This window comes from Trichormus variabilis 0441 (assembly GCF_009856605.1).
GTDB lineage: Bacteria > Cyanobacteriota > Cyanobacteriia > Cyanobacteriales > Nostocaceae > Trichormus > Trichormus variabilis.
In genome coordinates, this window is sequence record NZ_CP047242.1 from 4343626 (window position 1) to 4370086 (window position 26461).

The window sequence follows — 26461 nt, forward strand, 5'->3', positions numbered from 1 at the left end:
AAAGTCAAAAGGTAAAAGTCAAAAGATTTTTACCAAGAAGCGGAGGGGTAGGGAGCAGTACTCAGCGCTTCCCCTTTCCCTTACTTTTAATTTTGAATTGATTCATCTTGTAATTCTTCGCATATAATTTCCCCACAACTGGGCGGCTTGAGCGCTGCTACCAGAGGTAGGGGAATTATTATCGTTTCCTAGCCAAATACCTGTGACTAAGCGACGGTTGGGAATAAAGCCAATGAACCACAAGTCAACGTTTTTGTCGGTTGTACCCGTTTTACCTGCTTCCCCTAAACCAATGGCGGCGCTACGTCCTGTACCTCTGGTGATGACACCTTGCATTAAATCGGTCATTTGGTCGGCTATGGGTTGTGGTAAAACTCGCTTGTTAGCTTCGCGATCGCTATCAAAGGAATAAATTACACGACAGGTTTTAAAATCATTGCGATCGCTACAGTCGCTACTGTCTAAAATTCTATTAATGGCATGGGGTGGATTCCACACACCACGATTACCAATCGCCCCAAAAGCTCCCGTCATTTCCAAAACATTAACTACACTCTGACCCAAAACTAAACCCGGTACTGCCTCAAGTTGGGACTTCACCCCTAAACGTTGCGCCATTGATACTACCTTATCTAGCCCAACTTCTCTGGCAATTCTCAAAGCAATGGGATTTTCCGACAAAGCCAAACCCGTAGCAATATCTAAACTACCATCAGCACCAGAACGACAAGGCCTGTAAGTAAATCCCTGCCAAGTCAAAGGAGCGCAAGAATATGTCCTAGATGCTGGTATTCCTTGTAGCAGAGCTTGGGTATAAGCAAAAATTTTGAAGGTAGAACCAGGTTGTCTTTTAGCTTGTACAGCCCGATTGAACTGGCTAGTTCGATAATCAGTTCCCCCTACCATTGCCAAAATACTACCAGTTCTACTATCTAGGGTCACCATTGCCCCTTGAGAAAAGCGAAAAGTTGAACCGGCCGTACTAACTGAATTCCGCAAAGCTGTTTCTGCTTGAGTTTGGATGGCTGGATCAAGTTGGGTTTCAATGATGTAATTACCCTCCCTGGCGGCTCCCTCCCCTAAAATTGCTTCTAGTTCTTGGAACACATAGTTATAAAAATAGGGGGCAATTGTTTTGGCTTGTTGTTCACAAACCTTGGGGCTAACTTGGACAGTGGATCTTCTGGCTCGGTTCGCTTCTTCTGACGTAACCTTACCCATTTCCAACATCCGCTTCACCACGCGATTGCGATAGTCGGCGGCTTCTAGTTTATTGGGTCCACTGCCACAAAAATCAAAAGCATTGGGCGCTGGTAAAATTCCCACTAAAGTAGCAGCTTCCGCCAAAGTTAATTCTTTCGCTGGTTTATCAAAATAAAATTGTGCTGCGTCTTCAAACCCGGAGGTATCTGCCCCCAAAAACACCCGATTTAAGTACATCAGCAAAACTTCATCTTTGCTGTAAAAGGCTTCTAGCTTCAAAGAAACGATCGCCTCTCGTAATTTCCGTCCCAAAGAGTCTTGTCTGCCGACGTAATCACGAAACAAGCTACGGGCGACTTGTTGGGTAATAGTACTGGCTCCTTGTTGAACATCACCACTACGAGTATTGATTAATACTGCTCGTAAAATCCCCAAAGGATCAACCCCAAAATGCCAGTTAAAGCGGCTATCTTCAGAAGCGACCACCGCCGCCGACAAATAAGGGCCGAAGTCTTCTAACCGCTTCATGTCTACATGAGAAACCGTCCGAGGCTCACGTAATGGGGTACTACCATCACGGGCATAAACAACTACTGGAGCGCGAGTGGTTGTTGGTAAAGGCCTGACAGAGAATTTTAGCCACTCAACGCCAATAACCAATGCTAATAAGGCGCTAGCACCGCCTACGCCGTAGCCTGCCCAAGTCGCCGCCTTGACGTACCAGGGTGGCGGATCGACGTATTGTAGGCGCACAGAGGCAGCTAATTCTGGCGGCCCCAAGGTCAAAATATCGCCGTGGCGCAGTTCTAGGGTATGAACGCGCCGCTTACCGCGATAGATACCGTTAGTAGAATTTTCGTCTTTAATAATGAAAACCGGAGTACGCTGGCTAGAATCCCGCGATAAGGACAAATGAATTTGGCTAACTACTGGGTTGCGAATCACTATATCGCTGGATTTAGAGCTACGACCGAGAACATAGCGATCGCCTAGTAGGGGATACACCTCTGCTTTATCCGCCCCCGCATCCTGCACCCAGAGTTCCGGTACCTTGGCATTAGGCTTGAGCGCCAGCTTGGAAAAGTCAACCCTAGCTTGAATTGTATTGACTGCTTGCGTCAGTTGACCAAGTAAAGTTTGTGGCTTGTGAGGGGGTTGGGGAGAATTCATCGGCTATTTACATCACAATTTATTTGTACTGCGTGCGTCAGTTGTCATTTGTCATTGGTCAGTTGCTTTTGTTCTGGATTTAATTCCCCATTCCCTTATGGGTGGTTTTAACAATCTTGTCCCCTGCCACTGACTACTGACTACTGACAAAACTCCATCACCTCGTAGGTGGAGTTTTTATTAGCTCAGATTCAGGCAAATACCAATCTCAACATTGGTCTTTCATCATTATTTTACTCTTAACCCAAAAATAATTTTGCTGTACGGGATTATTCTAGATTTAATCTTACACCAACATTATATCTAGACCGTAAATACACTTTGTTTATTTCATTACTTTATGTTTACAGAGAAAACATTTATAACTAATTAGTAATGCCCATTTTATCTAAATTTCAAACACTTAAACACAATATTTAACAGGTTTAATTTTGTACTTTTAGGCATCTCTCATCAATAAATTACCAATGCAAATTTTACTGCTTGGACATATCTACTCTACAGACAACAAGGACAAACATCTTCCTAAATGAATATTTTCTAAAATTACATTGTCTGATTTAATAGTGCGAAGTGTTCCGTTTCCGTGTGAGGTTAAGTTCAGAATGAAGGGAAAATCTCTGACTTTGATTGGTACAGCTTTGACTTTAGCTCTCACAGCTAATTTTGCTGTTGCACAATCTAGTAAATCCCAAATTGCCCAATCAAGTGAATCGTCCACCAGTTCACCAACGGAAATCCAGCTATCACCAGAAGGATTTGAAATTCTTTGTAAGCGTTTCCCCCTCAATTCCCGTTGTCAAGGCAATAGCGCAGTTACGCCTAGTGGTTCTAGCAATACGACCGTAGACACTCAGCCTGCATCTAGCGAAACTCCAGCAACCACAGCGCCAGATAGCACCACTCTACCTGCACCTAGCGAAACTCCAGCAACCACAGCGCCAGATAGCACCACTCTACCTGCACCTAGCGAAACTCCAGAAACCCCAGCGTCAGGTAGCACCACTCTACCTGCACCTAGCGAAACTCCAGCAACCACAGCGCCAGGTAGCACCACTCTACCTGCACCTAGCGAAACTCCAGCAACCACAGCGCCAGGTAGCACCACTCTACCTGCACCCAGTGAAACTCCAGAAACCACAGCGCCAGGTAGCACCACTCTACCTGCACCCAGTGAAACACCCGTAACCCCAGCGCCAGGCAGTATTTCTCCTAGTACTGTCCCCGATTCTGGTGTACCTAAAACTCCTACTCCTGGTAACTAGACTTTCATCCCAGGTGGCACAAAGACTATAGTTAAATAAGAGAAAGGCTAGGAAGAATTGACCCTAGCCTTTTTCTCTATCTAGACCTGTGATGAGAATCAGGTGATTTCTGTAATGAGGCTAGTAGCAGGCAAACAATACCGATACTAATAAATGAATCTGCCATATTAAACACGGCAAAATTAATTAAGCGAAAATCTAGAAAATCAACTACATAACCTAAAGCAAACCGATCAATCCCGTTACCCATAGCGCCGCCCAGAATCAAGCCATAACCGAGTTGATCCCAACGTTCTAAAACTGGGCCTAACAATGCCAACCCTATTAATAATAAACTTACTCCCAAAGATAACCAGCGCAGCCATTCTACTTTTCCACTAAACAAACTAAAAGCTGCACCAGTATTTGTGACGTAAGTAAAGTGAAATATTCCCGGTAAGATTGGTAGTGTCTCTCCTAAGCTAAAGGTTTGCACGACCCAATATTTGGTCAGTTGGTCTACAAAGAAAGCAATAAAGGCAGCTATCCAGAAAAGGCGATTTTTGAAACGCATGGCAAGTTTAGTCAATAGTCAACAGTCCATAGTCAACAGTCAAAAGTCTATAGTCCAAAGCAGTCATCATTAACTAATGACTAATGGCTAATGACTGATGACCAATGACTAATGACTAATAAAACATCAAGTGTCGCAACACATATGCTACTACAGAGACAGCACAGACTACAGCTAATTGTCCCGGAATCACCCACCAAGAGTAGACAAGGATTGATTGCATTAAGGGTATTGTGTCTGTGCCTTGCCAGTGAAAAAAAGACCTAATCATGAGATAAGCAATGCCACACAGGTGTACGCTTAATAAACCACAAATACAGCTAAAAGTGAGAGACTCTATTTTAGGTCTAGCTTGAAAGGCAAAAAATCCACAAATCCAAGCTCCAGGGATGAAGCCTAGCAAATAACCAAACTGTGATGCTTTCACATAACCGATATTACCGCCACCATCAGAAAAGACAGGGTGCAAAGTCAAACCCATAACTAAATAAGCAATTTGTGAGAGCGCACCAGCATTTTTACCCCCTAAACAACCTACTAAAAGTACCGCACCAACTTGATAGCTGACACCTAATGAAAAGGTTTGGATTCCTGTCTGACTCCAATTCCAAGGTAAGGTAATACCATAAGCTTCTAAGAAAGTACCTCCCATTGTTAGGAGTAAGCCAATCATAGACCAAAGTAGTTGATTTGAGGCGGCAATCATTTATCAGGCACAAGGGGAAAGCAACAGCAACCAGTATAGGCATTAATTATGTGACTGAAATTCGTACTAATTTGTTCATATGTCCACTAGAATACTGAAGTTCCTTAGCTTGAATGGTTCTAAGTGCTGAGTAATGGGTATTGAGTGCTGTTAGCAATAGCGGGGTGTTGAGCCGCTTTTTGAGTGTTGAGTTAATAGCAGTGAATCATCACTCTCACTATTTTCTTTAGTCCTTGCCCCTCTATTACTCATTCCCCATCTGCCAGTCCCTAATCTCCAATTCCCTTTTCACCTATCCTGATGTGAACAGTTGATGATGGTTGCTGGGACTAAAAGATTAACTAGACTAAATATTCTATCTCTGCTTTTATTGTGCTTTTTTTGATAAGAATTTCATACAATTTATGTAATTTCCCTGTTGGCATAAGTTTTGTATCGGCTGAAATTTAGAGTCAGCGATCGCCTACCAAGGAAAATGGATTTTCATAATAATTATTTGCCAGTTTGTTTGTATAGTTCCTGTATAATTTTTTGCTCAGTGCTATAGAGGAAAACTTGGGCAGTATATCTAAAAAAAATATATTTTTTCCTTGTTTTAACCTTTCGTTAACCTTAATACCTATCTATAAGGGGTAGCGTAGAAGCGCCCATCTGAAAATTTCCTCAAACAGACAGCGATGCTCTCATATATCAAGAGAATTAAAAATAACCGCATTCCAGTATCAATTACCGTATTAACACTGGCGATGAGTTTAGCTGCTTGTGGTGGGCAGCAAGGCTCAGACAATACTGCAACTCAAGATGGTTCATCTGGTACAGCTAAAGATGCTACAGCTTCCAGCCCAGTAAAATTGGATCTTGGTGGCAATGTCACATTAACTGGAGCTGGTGCATCGTTTCCTGCACCGTTATATCAAAGTTGGTTCACGGAATTAAACAAAAAGTACCCCAATTTACAAGTTAACTATCAGTCAGTAGGTAGCGGCGCTGGAGTTGAACAATTTATCCAAGGTACGGTAGATTTCGGTGCTAGTGACGTAGCCATGAAGGATGAAGAAATCCAAAAAGTACCGCAAGACAAAGGTACTTTATTACTACCAATGACTGCTGGTAGTATTGTCTTGGCTTATAATCTCCCTGATGTTGCTGACCTGAAACTACCAAGGGCAGTTTACACAGACATTTTGCTAGGTAATATTAAAACTTGGAACGACAAAAAAATTGCTGATGCCAACCCTGGTGTAAATCTTCCTAATCAGCCAATTACAGTTGTATATCGTTCCGATGGTAGTGGAACTACAGGGGTATTTACTAAACACCTCAGTGCCATCAATCCAGATTGGAAAAGCAAAGTAGGCGATGGTAAAACTGTCAATTGGCCTGTGGGTGTTGGTGCGAAGGGAAATGAAGGTGTAACAGCTCAAGTCCAACAAACCCAAGGCTCTATTGGTTACATAGAATATGGCTACGCCAAACAAAACGGACTCAAGTTTGCGGCGTTAGAAAATAAAGATGGTAAATTTGTGATACCCACAGAAGAATCAGCATCTAAAACTTTAGAAGCTGTCACCTTACCAACAGACCTCCGCGCTTTTATTGCAGACCCAGAAGGTGCAGAATCTTATCCTATAGTCACCTACACTTGGATTATGACTTATAAAAAATATGCTGATCCAGTGAAAGCGAAAGCAGTGGAAGCCGCAATTGAGTATGGTTTAACAGAAGGGCAAAAGGTCGCCGCAGAACTGGGGTATGTTCCCCTACCTCAAAATGTGGTGGCAAAGGTAGCGGCTGTGGCTGACCAAATTAGTCCAGATTATAAAATTGCAGTAAGTGGCAACACAAGCGCTAGCAAGTAATCAATCCAAAAATTGATTGACTAATCAAATCACTTGGTCACCGTACAAGCTTAATGTTGATTAGGTTATGTGGCTGGTTTTGAGATTTTAGTACAGCCACAAGTTAATAAATCTACTTGCTTCTCACATTTTCCTCTGATTTAATCTTGAAAGTCAGTATTCATGGCTACAAACTCTCAAAATCTGCCATCAGCTATTAAAAGTCGCTCTGAAGCAGACAGATCCCTAGATCGAGGCTTTATTTGGCTGACTCGGATTTTTGCTTTGGCGATCGCTGGTACTCTGTTATGGATAGCTCTACAAGTCACTATTGCTGCTTGGCCGGCTATCAAGGAATTTGGTATTGGCTTTTTAGCCAAAAGTACTTGGAACCCTGTTAATAACGATTATGGGGTATTACCCCAAGTTTACGGAACGATCATTAGTTCCTTTATTGGTTTATTAATAGCTGTACCTATAGGAGTGGGAACGGCTGTTTTATTAAGTGAAGATTTTCTGCCAGTCAAAGTACGTACTGTACTAGTGTTTTTAGTAGAGTTGCTGGCAGCTATTCCCAGCGTTGTCTATGGAGTATGGGGTATTTTTGTCTTAGTACCAATCACAACTAATATAGGCAGATGGCTCCATAGTTCTTTGGGTTGGTTGCCCTTGTTTAGCACCCCTCCCACAGGCCCAGGAATGTTACCCGCAGGAATAATCCTGGCAATTATGACTCTGCCAATTATTACAGCCATCTCCCGTGATGCCTTAATTTCTGTACCTCCAAGTTTACGCCAAGCATCGTTAGGACTGGGCGCAACACGCTGGGAAACCATTTTTCAAATTCTGATTCCATCGGCTTTTTCTGGCATTGTTAGTGCTGTCATGCTAGCACTAGGACGGGCGATGGGAGAAACAATGGCTGTCACAATGCTGATTGGTAACTCCAACAATATTAGCCTTTCATTATTAGCACCAGCCAATACAATTTCTTCTCTACTTGCCAACCAATTCTCAGAAGCAAGTGGCTTGCAAGTCGCGGCTTTGATGTATGCTGCTTTAGTTTTATTTGTTTTGACTTTAGCAGTGAATATCTTGGCCGAATTTATAGTCCTCCGAGTCAAGCGAATTTAGCTTAGTGGTGAGTTGAATTTATGAATGCTGATTTTCCTGAAAGGAGTTTAACTCGCGCCCCCATGTCTGGACGGACGCTGTTTAATACGATGATGACAGGAGTAGCATTCCTGTGTGGAGCATTAGCTCTGTTGCCGCTATTGGCAGTACTATCTTATGTCATCATTAAAGGTTTTAGTAGTCTCAATCTAAGTATATTTACAGAATTGCCGCCCGCACCTCTAAGACAGGGAGGAGGTTTTGGTAATGCCATTTTGGGTACACTATTAATGGTAGGAATTGGTGCATTAATTAGTATTCCATTAGGTGTAATAGCGGCAATTTATTTAACAGAGTTTAGCTCTGGTAAACTAGCCAGATGGATTAGGTTTGCTACTAATGTCCTGAGCGGAGTTCCTTCTATTATTGCTGGTGTATTTGCTTATGGGATTATAGTTCTGACATTGGTAAAGCTGAATTTAGGTTCTTATTCAGCTATTGGCGGGGGATTTGCATTAGCAATCTTAATGCTGCCAATTATTGTGAGAACTACTGACGAAGCTTTACAGCTAGTTTCGCAAGATTTGCGCCAAGCATCTGTAGGTTTGGGAGCTACTAATTTTCAAACAGTAACACAAGTTGTCTTGCCAGCTGCTTTACCGGCAATTGTCACAGGATCAACATTGGCGATCGCCCGTGCTGCTGGAGAAACTGCACCTTTATTGTTTACTGCCTTATTTTCACCATTCTGGCCTAATAGCTTATTTAAACCCACAGCTTCGCTGGCTGTTTTGGTTTACAACTTTGCCATTTCTCCGTTTAAAAATTGGCAGTCACTAGCCTGGGCTGCATCTTTGATTTTGGTGTTGATGGTTCTCATCACCAGTATCATTGCTCGCTGGGCAACTCGTCAAAAAGCTTAGGAAGTAATCTCTTAATAGCTTAATCAACGTTATCTGCCATCCTTAACACTTACACTAGACCATTTATGGCTACAAATACTAGCACCCTCAATAGCACAGAAACCGTCCTGAAGACCGAAAATCTTAATGTCTACTATGGCAAATTCCTAGCCTTACAAAACATTTGGTTAGATATTCCCAAAAATAAAGTGACAGCCTTTATCGGCCCTTCTGGTTGCGGCAAAAGTACTTTGTTGCGTTGCTACAACCGTCTCAATGACCTGATTGAATCATTCCGAGCCGAAGGTAAAGTCTTTTATTACGGGAAAAATTTGTATGCACAAGATATTGACCCTGTAGAAGTGCGTCGTCGGATTGGGATGGTATTTCAAAGACCAAACCCATTCTCAAAATCAATTTATGACAATATTGCTTACGGAGCCAAAATTAATGGTTTCAAAGGTAATATGGACGAATTGGTGGAACGAAGCTTGCGCCAAGCAGCGTTGTGGGATGAGGTCAAAGATAAACTACGCCAAAGTGGCTTGTCTTTATCTGGTGGACAACAGCAAAGGTTATGTATTGCGCGAGCGATCGCCGTTCAACCAGAGATTATCCTCATGGATGAACCTTGTTCTGCGTTAGATCCCATCTCTACGTTACGTGTAGAAGAACTAATCCACGAACTGAAAGAGCAATACACTATTGTTATTGTTACTCACAATATGCAGCAAGCTGCCCGTGTCTCCGACATGACAGCATTTTTTAACGTCCGGCCTACAGAAACAGGGGGTCGTATTGGCTACTTGGTAGAATACGATGCCACAGAATCAATTTTCAATAATCCTAAGCAAGAAGATACCAGAGATTACGTTAGTGGCAGATTCGGTTAAATAAAGCTAATAACTTAATTTCTAAAATTAGGTATGCGCTGCATTCCTAATTTTATTTTTTTTGGGGGGTTGGAGACAATTCAAAATTCTCTATGGGTTTGGGGGTTTAGGGAGTTTAGGGGGTTTAGGGGGTTTAGGGGCGTAAATGTTTGAAACCCTTACGCCCGGTATCAACAAAATTCACAATTCCCTCATTACTGATGACTCGGTACGCAGTTAGATGTCTTGCGATCGCGTTTCAGCACTTAGAACTCAAGTCTTGATTATCGAATGATGGCAACGTTGCTGATGAAGCAGCAGCTTTTCAACAGCTTAAAATACTGTAACCTTAAAATACGCATAATCGATAGATTTACTGTAGAATAAATTTCAGCTACAAGCGAACGCATCCGTGAATATGTGGCAACACATCGGAAGCTAACTTTACAAATACCCTCTTATAGATAAAACCTGGAGAATTCCAATGGGTTACAAGCACATTGAAGTTAAGCCTGTATCTGGCTTTATCGGTGCAGAAATTGGTGGTGTAGACCTTTCTACTCATCTGCAAGATGAAACGATCCAAGAAATTCGCAAAGCTTTACTGAAGTGGAAAGTTGTATTTTTTCGCAATCAGAACATTGATCATGCGGCTCAGATCGCGTTCACAGGGCGTTTTGGTGAAGTAACCTATGCTCATCCCCACGAAGATGAGCCAATCGAAGGCTATTCACAAATCCTACCAATTGATCGTAGTCGCTACGAACGGCGCAATGGTCTACGTCGTTCCAGCTACGAAAGCCGTTGGCACACCGATGTAACAGCAGCTATCAACCCACCTGCGGGGTCGATTTTGCGTGCTGTTAACGTTCCCAGTATTGGCGGTGACACCCAGTGGACTAATTTAGTTGCGGCATACGAAGGTTTGTCAGCACCTGTGCGTGAGTTGGCAGACAAATTGAAGGCTGAACATCGTTTTAATGCACGTTTGCGACTACCCAGCAACAGCAAGATTGCCCAGCGCATTGCAGCGAATCCCATTGTTTCCATTCATCCAGTAGTGAGAGTTCATCCAGAAACAGGCGAACGTGCATTGTTTGTCAATCCTGGTTTCACCTCCCACATTCTTGATGTATCTCCCCAAGAAAGTGAGTTGCTACTTGAGTTATTCTTTAACCAAATTACCAAGCCAGCCTACACAACTCGTTTCCGTTGGAATAATGGTGATATTGCTTTCTGGGATAATCGTGCCACTGCACATTTAGCTCCTCAAGATTTGGATCATCTAGAAGTTGAGAGGGTGCTTTATCGCACTACTATCACTGGCGATGTCCCTGTTGGAGTCAACGGTTTCCGTTCCGAAATAGTTGAAGGTGAGCTGTTTACCAGCGAATTGCCAAATGCCTTGAAGAATAAAGTTGAGAAGGTTGCACAACCAGTGCTTTCCTAGAAAACTTGAGTGCTGAGTAAAAAAGCCCAGCTACTTACTCAGCACTCTTAATTTAAATTATGTTTCCAACTGCTTAAATCTGCTAAGGAGCGATCGCGATAACGCCCGTAACGCTCTGGTTTACTTTTGATTTTCATGCCCAAATCTGGCAGAATGCCAAAGTTAGGGGGCATTGGTTGGAAGTGTTTGGGCGAAGCGGAACTGATAAATTCTAATAATGCGCCTAACATTGTCGTCGGTGGTAACGCTAAGGGTTCTTTACCCAAAGCCAATCTGGCAGCGTTGGTTCCTGCTAACCAACCGCCTGCTGCTGCTGCTGTATAACCTTCTGTACCAATTAATTGTCCAGCAGCCAATAATGTGGGACGTTGCTTAAACTGTAGGGTGGGTAGCATTAATTGGGGTGCATTGATAAATGTGTTGCGGTGCATAACTCCCAACCTTACAAACTCCGCCTTTTCCAAGCCGGGGATCATTTGAAATACGCGTTTTTGTTCACCCCAACGCAGATTAGTTTGAAACCCTACCATATTCCACAATTGACCGGCTTTATCTTCTTGTCGTAACTGTACCACCGCATAGGGACGTTCCCCAGTCCGACTGTCAGATAAGCCCACTGGCTTCACGGGGCCGTAGCGCATGGTATCTTCTCCTCGTTGCGCTAACTCTTCAATGGGGAGACAGGCTTCAAAAAACTTGGCTGTTTCCCGTTCAAAGTCTTTAAGTTCTGTTTGTTCGGCTTTGCAGAGTTCTTCTCGAAACCGCAGATACTGTTCCTTATTCATCGGACAGTTGAGATAGGCGGCTTCACCTTTGTCATAGCGGGAAGCCATAAAAGCAATATCGCGGTTAATGGAATCGCCGACAATGATGGGACTAGCCGCATCAAAAAAGCTCATGTATTCCATCCCCGTGAAGCGGTGCAAATCTGCCGCCAAGTCGGGACTAGTCAATGGCCCGGTAGCTAACACCACAATCCCTTCAGGAATGGCAGGGACTTCACTACGGCGAAATTCCACTAGGGGGTGGCTAGCAAGAGTTTGAGTTAAATCTTGACCAAATTGACCCCGATCTACTGCCAGTGCGCCACCTGCGGGTACTGCGTGTTCATCTGCTTTGGCAATGACCACAGAACCCAGTTGGCGTAATTCTTCGTGTAGTAATCCCGCCGCGCGATCGCTTGCCATTGCCCCAAAGGAGTTACTACATACCAACTCTGCCAAATGTTCTGTATGATGAGCAGGGCTGAAACGTTTGGGACGCATCTCATGCAAAATTACTGGCACTCCAGCCTGGGCGATTTGCCATGCTGCTTCTGTCCCAGCTAGTCCACCTCCAATGACTTGTATCGGTTGTTGATCCATAATTCAATACCCAATTTTACCCAGTTGTAGTTTGCTGGGAGTGCATATCACCAATATAAATGATACTGTTTGTCAGTCGGGCTTTTATCACTAGTTTATAAATACAGGTGATCACCTATACTGGGCGTTCTGCGATCGCTAAAGGCTTATTATTTATTTTCTTGCTTTAGCTAGCGTTGACGTAGCTTAATAAAAACACGCTTAAATTTTTCAAAATCTTCTACACTAAGTTCTGTCTGTTGCCACGATTTCCGTGTCATTAAACGCTCAAACCAATCTTGCAAATTGGGGTAGTTACTAAAACTAATCCCTAATTTCGGCAACAAAGATAAATCGGTTCCAGCCACAATATCAGCTAAGGTCAACTGTTCTCCACCATAATAAGATTCGTTATCTAAAGATTCTGATAAAAATCCCAAGACTTTATTTATATGCTCATAGGCCTGCAAGAATTTTGCCGAATTTTTCTCCTCAAAAATCAAGGAAATCATTTTTGGTAATAGTTCATTTGTTGCCACCATCTGTACCATTCTGACTTTTGCTAAAGACTCAGATTCTTTAGGTAACAGTGCAGGTGTAGGGTATTTAGATTCCAAATAGTCCATGATTGCTAGAGATTCAATTACCCGAAAACCATCATCTAATATGACGGGAATATGATGAAATGGGTTGATTTCTACAAATTCAGGTTGCAGTTGATCGCCATCTAAGCTCATGAGTATTGGCTCAAATGTAATTTCTTTTTCTAGTAAGGTACGCCATACACGACGAGCCATAGGTGAACGATGATTGTAGTAGAATTTGAGCATACACTTTTATTCCTCAAAAAAAGACCGATGGGTTTGTAAGAAAATAAAAAAATCCTAAAAACTTTATTCATTATTTAATTTAGTAATATTTAAATATTTTTGCTGTAATTCATCTGGGATTCTCACTGGACGACCATTTTGTAAATTTACAAAAGCACCCTTCTGTTGAGCAACTGCTGCTAGTTGATTGTTTGCTAAAATCTCTGCTTGGACTGTCCATTTTAATCGTCCCAAATTACTTGCCCATAAGCGTCCAATTACTTGATCAATTAACTTAATGGGACGTTTATATTCAATTTCTGTCCCAGTAAGTATGGGTACATATCCTTGCTCAATTTGTTGATGAATGGGAAAATGTTCTTCTAGAAATTTTAAACGTAAATCTTCTAGCCACTTAATATACACAATGTTGCTGACAATTCCAGCAAAGTCAATTTCATAAGTTCTTACAGGTATTTGCAAGGTTACTTCTAATGCTCTATGTGAGTTATTTACTGTTAGCATAGTTACTCCTGTTTATTTAAGACCTTTTGGTCGGTTTCTGCACAAAAAATAAACTATCTTTGAAGATAGTTTATTCATGAAACTTTAAACTTCTACCTTGTAGCTAAGATTTAGCTCATCTCCAGGCACTCCCCTAATACCCCAATTTTGTTTGGGAATTTCCAAAAGTGTAATTTCGATATCATAAACTGAAATTTGCAATTGCTCGTTAATTTTTCTAATAATATCTTGTAGTAGCTGTTTTTTCGTCTCTACTGAACGCCCCTCAAACATAATAATTTCAATAATTAGATAATTTTCTGTTCTATCAGATGGATAGTAGAAATCTACTTTATCTAATGGGAAGAATCGATGAAATTTCTTCTCAGTACTAATCTGTAAAACTTCAATTAAAGAGGTATGGAGAATATTTGATAGCTCTGTTTTAATTGGGTTTAGTTTTGCTGCTAAGAGATTATTTATAAAGTAAATCTTTAGGAGACAAGACGACGTAGCATAATTCTAGTCATAACAGCATATATGGCTGCTTCGCTCATTTCGGTAAGACGCTCATAATCTTTACTAAGACGATGGTATTGGTTAAACCACCCAAATGTTCTTTCTACTACCCAACGTTTAGGCAAAACTTGAAATTCTTGTTCAGTACGCCGTATGACTTCAACATGAGCTTGGATCATCAACCAAACACAGAGTGCAAATTTATCACCGTCGTAACCAGAATCAACCCACATAACTTTAACTTTTTCCAGTAATTCCGGGCGTTCTTCTAGCAATTCCATGAGTGCGTAAGCAGCAAGTACTCGTTCTGGGGCGTTTGCTTCACTGACAACGACTTTTAACAAAAGTCCTAGACTATCAACCAAAGTCTGCCGCTTTCTGCCCTTTACCTTTTTACATCCGTCAAAACCGTACACATCCCCTTTTTTTGGTCGGTCTTGACCGACTGACTGTCTGCGGCGATCGCAGTTGGTTGTGTTGATTTGCCTAACTTTGAGCGAACTTGACCACGCAATGTATGATTTAATTTTTCCCAAACTCCCTTGCGCTGCCATTTCCTGTAGTAGCTGTATACCGTTGAGCTTGGTGGGAAGTCCCCTGGAAGCATATTCCATTGACATCCTGTTTTCAAATGATAATAGATGGCATTGCATATTTCACGCATATCTGTTGTGCGTGGATGTCCTCCAGTTTTTGCTGGTGGAATCAACTCAGACAGAATTTCCCACTCTATATCAGTTAAGTCTGTGGGGTAAGACTTTCGAGCCATGAGCAACTATGTAAATACACTGTTTATGAAGTATTTTATCGTTACCGTAACTCCTTTTCTCTCGCTTTTAGATTTACTTTATAAATAGCCTCTAAACCATAAACTTTAATTTGTACCATGAATTTTTAGGATATTTTCTGTGTAATGATTCAGATGATTCACTGCCCTTTGCATATAAATCGTATCGTCATAAAGCTGACTCATCATAATTGCACCTTCTAAAGTTGCAACTATGATAGTGGCAATTTCCTCAGTATTGACATGAGGCTGAATTTCTCCTCTCTCAATTCCCGTTTGAATGATTCGTCGAATCATATTCAGCCAAGAGTTCATCGCTTGTTGAGTGCGTTCCCGTAAAGCTGGATGTGTATCATCACTTTCCACAGCCGTGTTTAGTAACGGACATCCTCCGGTGATGGGTGGGTTTTCCGCAAAACTACTAAAGACTTGAATTAGTGCTTGTACACGTTCTATAGCATGACGTTTACTACGCAATGCCATTCTATAGTGTTTGCTGATGGAGGCGATCGCATAATCAAAAGCCTGTAGTGCTAATTCATCTTTGCTGTGGAAGTGATTGTAAATTCCTCCTTTTTGCAATCCAGTTACACGCATGATGTCAGAAATAGACGAACCAGCGTATCCCTGCTGGTTAAACAGTTCCGCCGCTTGTTGGAGAATTCGGGTTTTTGTTTCTTCGCCTTTAGACATCTTTTTACCGACCAGTTGGTCTGATTGAGAATAACATATTGACTATTGGAAAGTCTAGGGATGGGTAATGGGTAACTGGTCGCCCTGCTTTCCACTCCCCATTACCCCTTATCTTCAGAGGGACTCCACCTTCCCCAGTTCCTACGCTGAGAGAGTTAAAATTTGCTCAACGACTTGGGAATCTACATCTTTGTGTTCACCTAAGTTTGCTAAACCATGTTTTTGTAAATTTTCCACAACAAGAGGAATGGTTTCTAGTCCTACACCATAGTCAGATAGGCGAGTGCGGACACCTACAGACTCAAAGAAATTGCGAGTTTTAGCGATCGCCTCATTTACCCTTTCTTCTTCAGAACCATCGACGATGTTCCAGACTCGTTCTGCATATTGTAGGAGTTTTTGCCACTTGCGATCGCGTCTAATTGAGAGGGTGCTGGGTAAGACAATCGCCAATGTTTGAGCATGATCTAGACCATGCAATGCTGTTAACTCATGACCAATCATGTGTGTAGCCCAATCTTGGGGTACTCCTGCACCAATTAGCCCATTGAGTGCTAAGGTTGCAGCCCATACCAAATTTGCCCTAGCATCGTAATCTGTGGGGTTAGCTAGGGTTTTTGGCCCCTCTTCAATCAAAGTTTTCAGGATAGATTCTGCCCATCGGTCTTGCAATGGTGCATTAACTGAATAAGTCAAATACTGTTCCATCACATGGGTGTAGGCATCAACAATACCATTACCAATTTGTCTAGGCGGTAAGGAAAATGTTGTTTCTGGGTCAAGAACCGAGAAGCGAGGAAACACCAAGGGACTAGCAAAGAACAGCTTTTCTTTGGTTTCCCACTTAGTCACTACCGAGTTAGTATTCATTTCCGAACCTGTAGCTGGTAGTGTCAATACCGCCCCAAAAGGTACAGCCGCAGTCACAGGCGCTTGCTTTGCCAGTATATCCCAAGGATCGCCAACGAAAGGAACCGCCGCCGCAATAAATTTAGTCCCATCAACAACCGAACCACCACCAACAGCCAAGAGAAAATCGATACCTTCTTGGCGTACCAGTTCCACAGCTTGCAAAAGAGTTTCTAGATGGGGATTGGGTTCAATCCCACCAAACTCAAACACGTTCCGTCCAGTCAATGCAGATTTAACTTGGTCGTATACACCATTGGCTTTAATGCTACCGCCACCGTAGGTAATGAGAATCTTGGCATCAGTCGGAATTTCGGCGGCAATATTAGCGATTTGACCTTTGCCAAATAAAATTTTGACTGGGTTGTAAAAAACAAAGTTTTCCATAAATGTTGAAACCAAGGAATAAAATTTTGCCTTGAGTATTGTAATCAGTTTTACTATTTCTGCGCCTGTACCCATCAATGAGTAGGTAGTCTTCAGGAATGAGAAGCTTTACTAGCACATCTGCCGTGCTTTGAGAAAATATGAAAGACAAGGGACTTCCAGATAAAAAAATGTCCAAAATGTAGGGTGCGTCAGTGCGAAAAAACCTAGCTGTAACAAGAAATTATTCATACTGACGCACCCTACTAACCGTTAATTTGGAATAATTTATTTTTTGGTCTTCCCCAAACACAAAAAACCAGGATGATATTAAAATTACTCAGCACCACCTTAGACATTAAATCAAAAGCCAATGCAGATATTTAAGGTCATAGAAGAAGCCATTACAAAACCACCCATCCCCCACGAACCACATAAGCAATCGTTGAAAGCTTGGGCTATGTATTGTCTACGAGATAGAGGCTTTAAAGTTATTTACGCTCAAAATGCTGATTTTGCCATTGAAATCAAGGGTGGAGAAAAATTATACTTTAAAGTTTCCAATAGCCCCGTTGAGCAAAATAGCTCTTTTAGCTGGGTAGTTTGGGATAGCGCGACTAAAAACGCCAGTTTAATTCCCCAACAATCTTAAGCCGAGTTTTGGAGAGGTTTAGAGGTTAGGGGTGAAAAAAGAAAATTACTGAATCAGCACTCATAACTCGGCCATTCACAGAAAAATTTATGCCCTATCCTCTAGCCTCTTATTAATAATCATATGTTTCTTAGAGTCAAAACTAATCAAACCTTGTTGTTGTAACTTACCCATCAATCGTGTAATTGTCACTCTAGTAGTACAACAAGCACTAGCAATATCCTCATGAGTGAAACGTACACTTAGGCGAGTCCCTTCTCCTATAGGTTCACCAATTTCTTGTTTTAAAAACTGTAATAGATGATAGAGACGATCTTCTACTTTTCGTCTTCCAGCAATAACTAAAAAAGATTCCTTCTGCTGTAATTGCTGATTTATTTTCGGTAGCAGGTTATGACTCAGCATCTGGGAAACAGCTATTTCTGCAAAATTGATTGATACTAATTCCACCTCAGAAAGAGCCGTAGCTTGATAGATAGGTAAACTAGTCATACTAGAGCCAAATACCATGTGTGTTTTGACTAAACCCATTAATACTTCTTCACCTGTCTCACAAAAAGTACTCAGCTTGACTAAACCTTGGCGAACATACCAAATAACTAAAGGATTAAGGGGGATATTCTCTCCTTTAGCATATACGTATACTGAACGGTTTTGACTAAGATAATTTTCATGATTGACTAAGCCTAAATTTTGCTGTTGATTTTCATTAATGTGACTTAACAACCAGTGCAGAGATTTTATTTTACCGTTTTGGCTACGAACTACAGATATTGTTAGAAGCGCATCAAAAGACTCACCATGAAATTGGTGTAAGCGTACTATTAACTTTTTAGCCTTATCGGTCTGGAATAATTGATTGAGTTCACAGCGAAAGCTTTCCCTTTCTTCGAGGCGAATAAAATTAATTATTGACCTATCCACTAGTATATGTTTTGGTGCATTGAATAAATTTGCCGCAGTCAGGTTAGCTTCTTGAATAATTCCCTCTGCATTAGTTACTAAATAACCATCTGGTGCAAACTCAAACAAATCATGGTAGTGTTGGCGTTCTGCTTCTAATAAACTGCGTGTTTGTATAAGTTCCTCATTTTGATGATAAAGTTCTTCTGCCGCCATCTGTACTAGCTTGGAGTTACTATAAAGCTCTTTAAAAGCCTGTGGTAGTAAATCTGGCGGAATCCAAGGCAACACGCTAGCAGTTTGGTACAAATCTGCTAGTTGTTTATGTAATGCTTCTGCCCGTTGGATAAATAATTCTATATTCACTGTAGATGCCCACGACTTGATGACAGAAGTTAGTCAGTCAGATTTAATGCACTAATTTAAACAGGAATAACAGCACCTCTGGCACTGCCAATTGCAAATTTAATGGTCAATAAAATTGATAATTCAAATATTACTCAAAGGCTAAATTCATAAAATATTTTTAATAAGTATTCAAACCTGGAAAGATATTAATAATATGGGAAATGTGTCCGTATTATTTTGGAAGTATAACTATTAATAATGCCTAGATTTGAGACTTTAAGTCATAGTATAAATTAGCTTTTTTAAAGGATAAATTTACAGATAAGCCGCTAAATTACCACTTTTGAATCATGATTGCCTCTATCTGTGGTTGGATAATTCACCAAAGTTAGTAAAATATCAAGTTATGAGATAGTGCTGCTTTTTTAGTAAGTAATCGGCACACCCTGGGCAATTATTAATTTTTAAGAATTAGTGCGCCTATTTATCAGCGTACCTACTCGTTTATGGTCTTACGTCCGCCGCTAGCATCAAAACTGTTAACACTATAGAGATAGGTCAGGTGTAAATGTTTAAAATCCTTACACCCTTACACCCAATTCCAATAGACAACCTGGGTGCGTAAATCTTGTCCAAATATCATTATGGTGAAAACACCTCCACAGCATCGGACAATTCCTCTACTGGAAAACGGCAACAAATTCACCTGCGATAAATTTGCGCGTCTCCATTACGCTACACCTGCCCAGAAACTAGCGGCAGTAATTAATTCGTAATATTCATAAATTCTCAATTGATGGCAAGGCGCGGTCATGCTCCGTTCTATGAGCGATCGCCCATAGTATCCTCTCTGGGATAACACACTACTAAAGCCTCTAACTGTGCCGTAGCATACTTGACAGCAGTTTAGTTAAAGCATAAGGCATCTTGATTAGTAACGGCGTAAACTTTTTCAACATAAACACCCTACACTAGTTATAATTTCCTATAAGTTGAAAAAACTATTAAGATTTAGCGTAATCACTACGCTGCTTTCATACCCACTAGCTGACAACCACATTAGGAGGACTATCTATGGCGCTTGTACCATTGCGGCTGCTTTTGGATCACGCGGCTGAAAACGGTTACGGCATCCCAGCTTTCAACGTTAACAATTTGGAGCAGATTCAGGCAATCCTGAAGGCTGCTGCCGAGACAGATAGCCCCGTAATTTTGCAAGCTTCTCGTGGCGCTCGTAATTATGCAGGTGAAAACTTCCTCCGCCACCTGATCTTGGCTGCGGTAGAAACCTATCCTGAGATTCCCATCGTCATGCACCAGGATCATGGTAATGCTCCTTCTACTTGCTACTCAGCAATCAAGAACAACTTCACCAGCGTCATGATGGATGGTTCTTTGGAAGCTGATGCTAAAACCCCTGCTAGCTTCGAGTACAACGTGAATGTTACCCGCGAAGTTGTAAATGTAGCTCATGCTTTGGGCGTAAGTGTAGAAGGTGAACTTGGTTGTTTGGGTTCTCTAGAAACCGGCGCAGGTGAAGCTGAAGACGGACACGGTTTTGAAGGTACTCTTGACCATTCTCAACTGTTAACTGACCCCGATGAAGCTGTTAACTTCGTAGAAGCAACCCAGGTAGATGCTTTGGCTGTAGCTATCGGTACTAGCCACGGTGCTTACAAGTTTACCCGCAAACCCACCGGCGAAATTTTGGCTATCAGCCGTATTGAAGAAATTCACCGCCGTCTGCCTAACACCCACTTGGTAATGCACGGTTCTTCTTCCGTACCTGAAGATTTAATCGCTTTGATCAACGAGTACGGTGGTGCTATTCCTGAAACCTACGGTGTACCTGTAGAAGAAATCCAAAAAGGTATCAAGAGTGGTGTTCGCAAAGTTAACATCGACACTGACAACCGTTTGGCAATTACTGCGGCTGTACGTGAAGCTTTAGCCAAAAATCCCAAGGAATTTGACCCCCGTCACTTCCTCAAGCCTTCTATTACATATATGCAGAAGGTTTGTGCAGAACGCTATGTACAATTCGGTACTGCTGGTAATGCTAGCAAGATTAAGCAAGTTTCTCTAGAAACTTTTGCTGCTAAGTATGCTAAAGGCGAATTGAACGCTATCAGCAAATCTGCTGCTAAGGTTTAATTTTAATCAAAGATAAATAGGGGCAATACTTTGCTCCTGCAAAATTTTTGATATTGATATAAATAAACCGGGAAACTTCAGTGTTACCCGGTTTTTTGTGGAAATGAGTGATTCATTATCGTAGCGATGATAAAACTGTGCTATTACTATCCGTTGCATATTGGATAATTGACGTTAAAAACTTGTATCGTAGAAGATCAAGAATAGCTATATATCAGGTCGTTGATTGTCTTGAAGAAATACTTATGAATCAGCTAACTAGAATTACATTCCATCCTGAAGTTATGGGAGGTAAACCTTGTATTCGTGGGTTGCGGGTGACTGTCGGTACTATTATTGGGTTAATGGCATCTGGTAGAACTCCAGAAGAAATTCTTCAAGCTTATCCTTATTTAGAATTGGCTGATATTTATGAGGCTCTAGCCTATGCAGCTTGGCGGGTTGAGGAGATAGAATTGCCTTTAACTTCAGCATGAAAATTCTCATTGATATGAATCTTTCACCTGATTGGGTCGAAACTTTTGCACAAGCAGGTATTGAAGCTGTTCATTGGTCAACTATTGGAAATCCTCGTGCAACCGACCGTGTAATCATGACGTGGGCTGTTGATAACAACTACATTGTGTTTACAAATGATTTAGATTTTGGAACACTTTTAGCAGCTACTCAAGCAAATTCCCCCAGTGTTGTGCAAGTACGTACTCAAGATTTATTACCTGCTGCTATTGGAGAGTTAGTAATTACAACTTTAATTCAGTTCCAAACGCAACTGGAAGCGGGTGTCTTGATGACAATAGACCGTTTCCGTTCAAGAGTACGGATTTTACCCATTAAACGTTAATCATAGACAAGATAGTCAGTAATCTCTGTTACGACCTACAAGATGATACGAAATATTTATGACTTATGAACGAGAATATAAAACCTACGCCATACGTAAGAAGACCAAATCATATTGTAAAGTGTGCAATTCCCAGTTGTAATAATCTGGGGTTCAGGCATGATGGCTGCTTTAAGTGTGGTGAGTATAAATGTCCGAAACATTTAAGAACACCAATACAAGGAAAAGAATTTAATACAGAAGAAATATCATTATTTTACAATATTGATTCCAATGAAGGAATTTGTGCATTCTGCGGAAATGAACCAAGAAAGATAGTCAGTGTCAGAGCTGAAAGTACGGAAGGGAAAGAAATTGAAAAAGAAATTTATGGGGAATTTGTAAAATTACAGCAGGAGTTAAGCAAAAATTCATTGAGGAAACAATATTCACTCTTGTTATTTGAAAGAATCAGGCAGAATTTATCTTATATCGATTCTTTGGAATCCAGCCCATTAGAACAAAGGCTTTGGGCTGAACTTCTTGCAAGGGGTTTGGATGATTACATTAAGCCACAAATTGAATTATATGATAACGAAGGTATCTATATTGTTCGGGCAGATTTTGCAAGTACTTGGCTAAAAATGGCTATTTTTACAGATGGTATAACTTATCATTCTTCACCTCAAGCCCAAGCGCGGGACGCAGAGCATAATCTAAGAATACAAGAGATGGGATGGGTTGTAAAAAGATATGTAACAGAGGATATAGAATCTAAAATAGAAGCAGTAATTGAGGAGATTTATCAGTTAGTATGTTTGAAAATTTTGCAGATGAGTTAATAAATTTTAGTACTCAACGCATTATTATCTAAATATAGACTACCAAAAATACATATAATCACCATCAATCTACTGTTGCTCAAACAAGAGACAACAGCGATCGCCTACTTCAAATACCATCATCATTGTATAAGTATCAGCAATCAAAAATAACCAATGAGGTATATCATGCAACCAACAAAAACTAGACAGGAATTACTCAAAGCTATTGATGAAGAATTAGAACAAGCTTATGACGACACTTTAGAAGATGTTTTAGAGTTACTAAAAATTCGTAAAAGTGAAGATGAAGAAGATATTCAGGATATTTGTGCTGCAAAAAATGATACTACTATCTCTTGGGAGCAATATAAACAAGAGAGTGCATGATTTATCAAATAGAAATTACAACTAGGGCAGCTAAACAATTAAAAAAGCTATCTGAAGATATTAAGCTTAAAATTGAGGAAAAAATTCAAGAGTTATCAAACAATCCTCGCCCTAATGGCGTTGTTAAGTTAGAGGGTGAAGAAGATACATATCGTGTCCGTGTAAGTAAGTACCGTATCTTATACGAGATTAAAGATGATTTATTAATAGTTAAAGTTGTTAAAGTTAGTCATCGTAGAGATGTTTATCGCCGTAAATAGAGCTAATTAAATTTAATCTTAGCGATGTTTTTTGTCAGAGTGACTTTAGCTCATTGTATTTAATCAATCTGCCAAATTTTGATGTTTTGATCAGAACTACCACTGGTGAGAATCTTACAATCGGGAATACACTCATCAACAAGCAACTTCATAACTATGCTACCGCGTCAACAATTTGTTTCCTTGTCTCTTCTAAAAATGCAATAACTTGCTCTCTAGTTACAGTCGGAAATCCATCTAAAAAATCGTCAATCGACTCTCCGGCTTTGAGATAGTCCAAAAGTGTCTCCACGGGAACTCTAGTACCTGTAAAGACGGGTGTTCCACCCATAATTTCTGGCGATGTGCTAATAATTGAGGAGTATTTAAGCATAGCTATTTAACCTCCAAATTCCGTAGTGAATAGTTTATATTATTAAATTTTATCTATCTGCCAAATTTTGATGGTTTGATCAGCGCTACCACTGGCGAGGATTGTACCATCGGGACTGATGGCTACAGAATTGACTGATGCTGAATGTCCGGTGAGGGTGTGTAGTAATTCGCCTGTGGAAATGCGCCAAATTTTGATGGTGGTGTCGGTGCTACTGCTAACAAGAAATTGTCCATCTGGACTGGTTGTGAGGGATTTAATATCGCCTGAGTGTCCAGTTAAAGTATGCAGAATTTGACCTGTTAATAAATGCCAAATTTTGATGGTGGTGTCGGCGCTACCACTAAATAAAAATTGTCCGTCTCGACTGATGGCGATCGCTTTTACTTCGTTATCATGGCTGTTGAGGGTACGTAAAGGGTCGCCTGTGCGGGGGTTCCACAACCTGATTTTGTTGTCGGAACTACCACTGGCGAGGATTGTACTATCAGGGCTAATTGCTACGGCGTGAACGGCTGAGGAATGCCAAAGAGTGCAAATGCGATCGCCTTTTTGCAGATTCCAAATTTTAATTTTATTACTACCACTAGCTAAAATTTGCCCATCTGGGCTGATAACTACTACGTTTACCGGTTTTTGATGTCCTAAGAGGGTATGGAGTAGTTTACCTGTTTTTAAATGCCAGATTTTGACATTACTTTTCGGATGTATACCGCTACCCACTGCGAGAAAATTACCGTCGGGGCTGATGGCTACGGAGGAAACTTCTCCTAAATCACCTGTTAGGGTGCGGATGAGTTTACCCGTTTGCAAATTCCAGATATTAACTGTTTGATCTGTACAGCCGCTAACCAAAACTTCGCCATCGAGACTGATATCCACAGATGTGACTTTACCTGAATGTCCTGTGATTGTTTTGGTTAGGTCTGGGTATTCTAGGCTACGTTTGTATTTGAGGGTGGCGATCGCTTCTAGCAGTTTATCTACAGGTTCTAAACTGTGGCGATCGCCTATGGCTGTGAAATATTTTCTGAGCTTTTGGATATATTCTTCGTCTTCTATCTTGATGACTGACTGCATCGCTTCCAAGGGACTGGTAAAGTGCTGTAATGAAACTTGACGCAGTTCTAACCATGCGTTGATGGAGTAGTCAACTTCTGCTTGCGCCCAAGAATTATCCGGTAAATGGGATAAACTCTGCGCTAACTGCATAGATAATTCTGGTATCCAATAAAGTCGTTCTTTTTCTAAAGCTTCGTAAACTTGCTTGTAACTTGTGGCAATTGTTTGCAGGGATTGTATATCAATCGCATCTTTGAGCAAACTTGGTAACAGTTCTGGTAGTAGAGGTGGTATATCATGATTCCCCAGATGATAGATATCCGCTACCCAGGCCGTAACTAGACAATGACAAGTGATTAATACTTGGTAAAGTTGCTTAATATCTTGTTGATTGATTCGATACTGTAACGATAATTTACTAATATCAATACCCTGTGCTTGCCATTTTTCTGCTTTCTCTAAAATTGCTAAATTAAAAACATTATCTTTTCCGAATTCATTAATTTCTTCTACATCTACGCCTATTTCTAGTAGTTCATCTCTAATTTTCTTCCACTCTAAAGCCCGATTTTTTGCCGAATTCTGAATAATTTCTTTATAAGGTAAGCGAGAAATTGTTTTGTAATAGTAGGTTCCCTGAGTCAAACCCCAATAGGCAATGCGAAAATTTAAATAATCTCCATCATTTTCCGACTCTAAAATTAATATTGGCTCTGTTTTTAAGATTCCAAATAAAGCTTTGATACTTGATTCACTATGAAATCTTTTACTATCCCAAGCTCCAGCTAAAAATTCTATAGGTCTAGTGGGGTTGTGGAGAGAGTAATTTTTGTTGATGAACTCTCGTAAACCCTCCGCCAACATTAGCTCAACTTCCGAATAAGTCTCTGCTTGATTATCAAATTTATCAAACTGGATTTTTGGAGGTGCAATAAAAACTTTGAGAGGTTTACGTCCATAACTATGATGGGATTCTAAAATTTGTGACGGATATAACCTTAAAGGCCAACTATCAAGAATTTTGTTAACTTCTGGTAGCTTTAACGCTGTCTCTCTGTGTTGATTGGCAATTTGGGCTTGTGTTTCCCGTTGATAAGCCACCAATTGCTGCTGCCAAAGTTTTTCTTGTTCAAGGCTCTTATTTGAAGTATCAATATCATTGATATTATTGATAGTCTCGATACATCCCTGAATTAAATTGGGGACTTGGTATCTAGCTGTGGTTAGACTTTCCTCGCTTCTCTTGTGGATGATATTTACAAACACAGGAGCAAACTCTAGTACTAGTTGAATTAGTAATCTTAACCCTGGTTCCATAGGGGGTTCCTGTTAAATCTATCACATTAGTATTACAAGAAAATTATGTTAGCTTCTCGTCAAGCATTGCCCATACTATACATTGTGGATTAGCCGATCTTATCGTCTAACGTAACAATCAATATATACTGTCATCCTACTACTTCTAGATAACTTTTCTGTCGGAAGACATGATAATAATGAGTAAAGATATATGGGTGAGATTATTGCAGAAATCAAGAGCTATTTTACTTAAGCTCTTTTATTATGATACCAAACTCTGCAAAATCATAAATTTTGGCTTCTAATGCCTATTTTTCTGATGTGTAATTTCTACTTGAATGCGTCTTTATCATCTCTACAAAAATGTGTGCGATCGC

The 26461-nt window shown here is 40.8% G+C and carries 27 protein-coding genes; 14 read left to right on the forward strand and 13 right to left on the reverse strand.

Annotation, left to right across the window (positions count from 1 at the left end; genetic code table 11):
* Positions 1-102: 102 nt before the first annotated feature.
* On the reverse strand, positions 103-2373 hold the full coding sequence (locus GSQ19_RS17725) for a transglycosylase domain-containing protein (protein WP_011319248.1): 2271 nt from the start codon (positions 2371-2373) through the stop codon (positions 103-105).
* 605 nt (positions 2374-2978) lie between these two features.
* Here GSQ19_RS17725 and GSQ19_RS17730 point away from each other — a divergent pair.
* The gene (locus GSQ19_RS17730; RefSeq protein ID WP_011319249.1) at positions 2979-3638 is read left to right on the forward strand and encodes a hypothetical protein; all 660 of its coding nucleotides are present in this window, start codon (positions 2979-2981) and stop codon (positions 3636-3638) included.
* 76 nt (positions 3639-3714) lie between these two features.
* Here the strand turns inward: GSQ19_RS17730 and lspA are convergent, their stop codons facing one another.
* Together lspA and GSQ19_RS17740 are read right to left on the reverse strand one after the other, a co-directional pair.
* The gene (gene lspA, locus GSQ19_RS17735) at positions 3715-4191 is read right to left on the reverse strand and encodes a signal peptidase II (protein WP_011319250.1); all 477 of its coding nucleotides are present in this window, start codon (positions 4189-4191) and stop codon (positions 3715-3717) included.
* Positions 4192-4306: 115 nt separating this feature from the next.
* Entirely contained in the window at positions 4307-4897 is a 591-nt protein-coding gene (locus tag GSQ19_RS17740; protein ID WP_010998708.1) for a biotin transporter BioY, read from the reverse strand.
* A 677-nt stretch (positions 4898-5574) separates the two neighbouring features.
* Here GSQ19_RS17740 and pstS point away from each other — a divergent pair.
* From pstS to GSQ19_RS17765, 5 genes are all read left to right on the forward strand, one after another.
* Positions 5575-6756: a phosphate ABC transporter substrate-binding protein PstS gene (pstS, locus tag GSQ19_RS17745; protein WP_011319251.1), complete on the forward strand. Its 1182-nt coding sequence runs from the start codon at positions 5575-5577 to the stop codon at positions 6754-6756.
* 162 nt (positions 6757-6918) lie between these two features.
* A complete protein-coding gene (gene pstC / locus GSQ19_RS17750) occupies positions 6919-7869 on the forward strand; it encodes a phosphate ABC transporter permease subunit PstC (RefSeq protein WP_011319252.1) in 951 nt (316 codons plus the stop codon).
* 20 nt (positions 7870-7889) lie between these two features.
* Complete coding sequence (gene pstA, locus GSQ19_RS17755; protein ID WP_011319253.1) at positions 7890-8771, forward strand: phosphate ABC transporter permease PstA; 882 nt, start codon at positions 7890-7892, stop codon at positions 8769-8771.
* 65 nt (positions 8772-8836) lie between these two features.
* Complete coding sequence (gene pstB, locus GSQ19_RS17760) at positions 8837-9643, forward strand: phosphate ABC transporter ATP-binding protein PstB (RefSeq protein ID WP_011319254.1); 807 nt, start codon at positions 8837-8839, stop codon at positions 9641-9643.
* A gap of 463 nt (positions 9644-10106) precedes the next feature.
* On the forward strand, positions 10107-11072 hold the full coding sequence (locus tag GSQ19_RS17765) for a TauD/TfdA dioxygenase family protein (protein ID WP_011319255.1): 966 nt from the start codon (positions 10107-10109) through the stop codon (positions 11070-11072).
* A 47-nt stretch (positions 11073-11119) separates the two neighbouring features.
* Here GSQ19_RS17765 and trmFO read toward each other — a convergent pair whose 3' ends face one another.
* The 7 genes from trmFO to GSQ19_RS17800 all read right to left on the reverse strand — a co-directional run bounded on the left by trmFO (position 11120) and on the right by GSQ19_RS17800 (position 17023).
* On the reverse strand, positions 11120-12436 hold the full coding sequence (trmFO, locus tag GSQ19_RS17770) for an FADH(2)-oxidizing methylenetetrahydrofolate--tRNA-(uracil(54)-C(5))-methyltransferase TrmFO (protein WP_011319256.1): 1317 nt from the start codon (positions 12434-12436) through the stop codon (positions 11120-11122).
* A 170-nt stretch (positions 12437-12606) separates the two neighbouring features.
* Positions 12607-13245, reverse strand: coding sequence for a glutathione S-transferase family protein (locus tag GSQ19_RS17775; RefSeq protein WP_011319257.1), 639 nt, complete (start codon positions 13243-13245; stop codon positions 12607-12609).
* 63 nt (positions 13246-13308) lie between these two features.
* The gene (locus GSQ19_RS17780; RefSeq protein WP_011319258.1) at positions 13309-13749 is read right to left on the reverse strand and encodes an acyl-CoA thioesterase; all 441 of its coding nucleotides are present in this window, start codon (positions 13747-13749) and stop codon (positions 13309-13311) included.
* A gap of 84 nt (positions 13750-13833) precedes the next feature.
* A complete protein-coding gene (locus tag GSQ19_RS17785) occupies positions 13834-14220 on the reverse strand; it encodes a tautomerase family protein (RefSeq protein WP_041456213.1) in 387 nt (128 codons plus the stop codon).
* 2 nt (positions 14221-14222) lie between these two features.
* Positions 14223-15016 (reverse strand): IS5-like element ISAva8 family transposase gene (locus GSQ19_RS30545; RefSeq protein ID WP_104009900.1). Its coding sequence is split into 2 segments (ribosomal slippage): positions 14223-14665 and positions 14665-15016, totalling 795 coding nucleotides; the frame shifts between segments, so codons are not numbered across the junction.
* A 105-nt stretch (positions 15017-15121) separates the two neighbouring features.
* Entirely contained in the window at positions 15122-15727 is a 606-nt protein-coding gene (locus GSQ19_RS17795; RefSeq protein ID WP_011319261.1) for a TetR/AcrR family transcriptional regulator, read from the reverse strand.
* A gap of 141 nt (positions 15728-15868) precedes the next feature.
* Positions 15869-17023, reverse strand: coding sequence for an iron-containing alcohol dehydrogenase (locus GSQ19_RS17800; protein WP_011319262.1), 1155 nt, complete (start codon positions 17021-17023; stop codon positions 15869-15871).
* Between the two features lie 352 nt (positions 17024-17375).
* On the opposite strand from GSQ19_RS17800, the gene GSQ19_RS17805 reads away from it, so the two are divergent.
* On the forward strand, positions 17376-17654 hold the full coding sequence (locus GSQ19_RS17805) for a hypothetical protein (protein ID WP_011319263.1): 279 nt from the start codon (positions 17376-17378) through the stop codon (positions 17652-17654).
* 87 nt (positions 17655-17741) lie between these two features.
* Here GSQ19_RS17805 and GSQ19_RS17810 read toward each other — a convergent pair whose 3' ends face one another.
* Complete coding sequence (locus GSQ19_RS17810) at positions 17742-18923, reverse strand: helix-turn-helix domain-containing protein (protein ID WP_011319264.1); 1182 nt, start codon at positions 18921-18923, stop codon at positions 17742-17744.
* 626 nt (positions 18924-19549) lie between these two features.
* On the opposite strand from GSQ19_RS17810, the gene GSQ19_RS30285 reads away from it, so the two are divergent.
* The 7 genes from GSQ19_RS30285 to GSQ19_RS17840 all read left to right on the forward strand — a co-directional run bounded on the left by GSQ19_RS30285 (position 19550) and on the right by GSQ19_RS17840 (position 23350).
* On the forward strand, positions 19550-19681 hold the full coding sequence (locus GSQ19_RS30285; RefSeq protein ID WP_268895492.1) for a hypothetical protein: 132 nt from the start codon (positions 19550-19552) through the stop codon (positions 19679-19681).
* Between the two features lie 298 nt (positions 19682-19979).
* A complete protein-coding gene (fba, locus tag GSQ19_RS17815; protein WP_011319265.1) occupies positions 19980-21059 on the forward strand; it encodes a class II fructose-bisphosphate aldolase in 1080 nt (359 codons plus the stop codon).
* 245 nt (positions 21060-21304) lie between these two features.
* Positions 21305-21535: a DUF433 domain-containing protein gene (locus GSQ19_RS17820; protein WP_011319266.1), complete on the forward strand. Its 231-nt coding sequence runs from the start codon at positions 21305-21307 to the stop codon at positions 21533-21535.
* Positions 21532-21900, forward strand: coding sequence for a DUF5615 family PIN-like protein (locus GSQ19_RS17825; protein ID WP_011319267.1), 369 nt, complete (start codon positions 21532-21534; stop codon positions 21898-21900). The genes GSQ19_RS17820 and GSQ19_RS17825 overlap by 4 nt, the downstream gene beginning before the upstream one ends.
* A 65-nt stretch (positions 21901-21965) precedes the next feature.
* On the forward strand, positions 21966-22721 hold the full coding sequence (locus GSQ19_RS17830; RefSeq protein WP_011319268.1) for an endonuclease domain-containing protein: 756 nt from the start codon (positions 21966-21968) through the stop codon (positions 22719-22721).
* Positions 22722-22889: 168 nt separating this feature from the next.
* On the forward strand, positions 22890-23090 hold the full coding sequence (locus GSQ19_RS17835) for a hypothetical protein (protein ID WP_011319269.1): 201 nt from the start codon (positions 22890-22892) through the stop codon (positions 23088-23090).
* Positions 23087-23350, forward strand: a complete 264-nt coding sequence (locus tag GSQ19_RS17840; RefSeq protein WP_011319270.1) for a type II toxin-antitoxin system RelE family toxin — start codon at positions 23087-23089, stop codon at positions 23348-23350. The genes GSQ19_RS17835 and GSQ19_RS17840 overlap by 4 nt, the downstream gene beginning before the upstream one ends.
* 154 nt (positions 23351-23504) lie before the next feature.
* Here the strand turns inward: GSQ19_RS17840 and GSQ19_RS17845 are convergent, their stop codons facing one another.
* Both GSQ19_RS17845 and GSQ19_RS17850 read right to left on the reverse strand, forming a co-directional pair.
* Complete coding sequence (locus GSQ19_RS17845; RefSeq protein ID WP_011319271.1) at positions 23505-23723, reverse strand: DUF433 domain-containing protein; 219 nt, start codon at positions 23721-23723, stop codon at positions 23505-23507.
* A 42-nt stretch (positions 23724-23765) separates the two neighbouring features.
* Positions 23766-26102: a WD40 repeat domain-containing protein gene (locus GSQ19_RS17850; RefSeq protein ID WP_011319272.1), complete on the reverse strand. Its 2337-nt coding sequence runs from the start codon at positions 26100-26102 to the stop codon at positions 23766-23768.
* Positions 26103-26461 lie beyond the last annotated feature (359 nt).

Coding starts and splice junctions, on each gene's coding strand:
- GSQ19_RS17725 (WP_011319248.1), bottom strand. CDS start 2,373: ATGAATTCTCCCCAACCCCCTCACAAGCCACAAACTTTACTTGGTCAA.
- GSQ19_RS17730 (WP_011319249.1), top strand. CDS start 2,979: ATGAAGGGAAAATCTCTGACTTTGATTGGTACAGCTTTGACTTTAGCT.
- lspA (WP_011319250.1), bottom strand. CDS start 4,191: ATGCGTTTCAAAAATCGCCTTTTCTGGATAGCTGCCTTTATTGCTTTC.
- GSQ19_RS17740 (WP_010998708.1), bottom strand. CDS start 4,897: ATGATTGCCGCCTCAAATCAACTACTTTGGTCTATGATTGGCTTACTC.
- pstS (WP_011319251.1), top strand. CDS start 5,575: ATGCTCTCATATATCAAGAGAATTAAAAATAACCGCATTCCAGTATCA.
- pstC (WP_011319252.1), top strand. CDS start 6,919: ATGGCTACAAACTCTCAAAATCTGCCATCAGCTATTAAAAGTCGCTCT.
- pstA (WP_011319253.1), top strand. CDS start 7,890: ATGAATGCTGATTTTCCTGAAAGGAGTTTAACTCGCGCCCCCATGTCT.
- pstB (WP_011319254.1), top strand. CDS start 8,837: ATGGCTACAAATACTAGCACCCTCAATAGCACAGAAACCGTCCTGAAG.
- GSQ19_RS17765 (WP_011319255.1), top strand. CDS start 10,107: ATGGGTTACAAGCACATTGAAGTTAAGCCTGTATCTGGCTTTATCGGT.
- trmFO (WP_011319256.1), bottom strand. CDS start 12,436: ATGGATCAACAACCGATACAAGTCATTGGAGGTGGACTAGCTGGGACA.
- GSQ19_RS17775 (WP_011319257.1), bottom strand. CDS start 13,245: ATGCTCAAATTCTACTACAATCATCGTTCACCTATGGCTCGTCGTGTA.
- GSQ19_RS17780 (WP_011319258.1), bottom strand. CDS start 13,749: ATGCTAACAGTAAATAACTCACATAGAGCATTAGAAGTAACCTTGCAA.
- GSQ19_RS17795 (WP_011319261.1), bottom strand. CDS start 15,727: ATGTCTAAAGGCGAAGAAACAAAAACCCGAATTCTCCAACAAGCGGCG.
- GSQ19_RS17800 (WP_011319262.1), bottom strand. CDS start 17,023: ATGGAAAACTTTGTTTTTTACAACCCAGTCAAAATTTTATTTGGCAAA.
- GSQ19_RS17805 (WP_011319263.1), top strand. CDS start 17,376: ATGCAGATATTTAAGGTCATAGAAGAAGCCATTACAAAACCACCCATC.
- GSQ19_RS30285 (WP_268895492.1), top strand. CDS start 19,550: ATGGTGAAAACACCTCCACAGCATCGGACAATTCCTCTACTGGAAAAC.
- fba (WP_011319265.1), top strand. CDS start 19,980: ATGGCGCTTGTACCATTGCGGCTGCTTTTGGATCACGCGGCTGAAAAC.
- GSQ19_RS17820 (WP_011319266.1), top strand. CDS start 21,305: ATGAATCAGCTAACTAGAATTACATTCCATCCTGAAGTTATGGGAGGT.
- GSQ19_RS17825 (WP_011319267.1), top strand. CDS start 21,532: ATGAAAATTCTCATTGATATGAATCTTTCACCTGATTGGGTCGAAACT.
- GSQ19_RS17830 (WP_011319268.1), top strand. CDS start 21,966: ATGAACGAGAATATAAAACCTACGCCATACGTAAGAAGACCAAATCAT.
- GSQ19_RS17835 (WP_011319269.1), top strand. CDS start 22,890: ATGCAACCAACAAAAACTAGACAGGAATTACTCAAAGCTATTGATGAA.
- GSQ19_RS17840 (WP_011319270.1), top strand. CDS start 23,087: ATGATTTATCAAATAGAAATTACAACTAGGGCAGCTAAACAATTAAAA.
- GSQ19_RS17845 (WP_011319271.1), bottom strand. CDS start 23,723: ATGCTTAAATACTCCTCAATTATTAGCACATCGCCAGAAATTATGGGT.
- GSQ19_RS17850 (WP_011319272.1), bottom strand. CDS start 26,102: ATGGAACCAGGGTTAAGATTACTAATTCAACTAGTACTAGAGTTTGCT.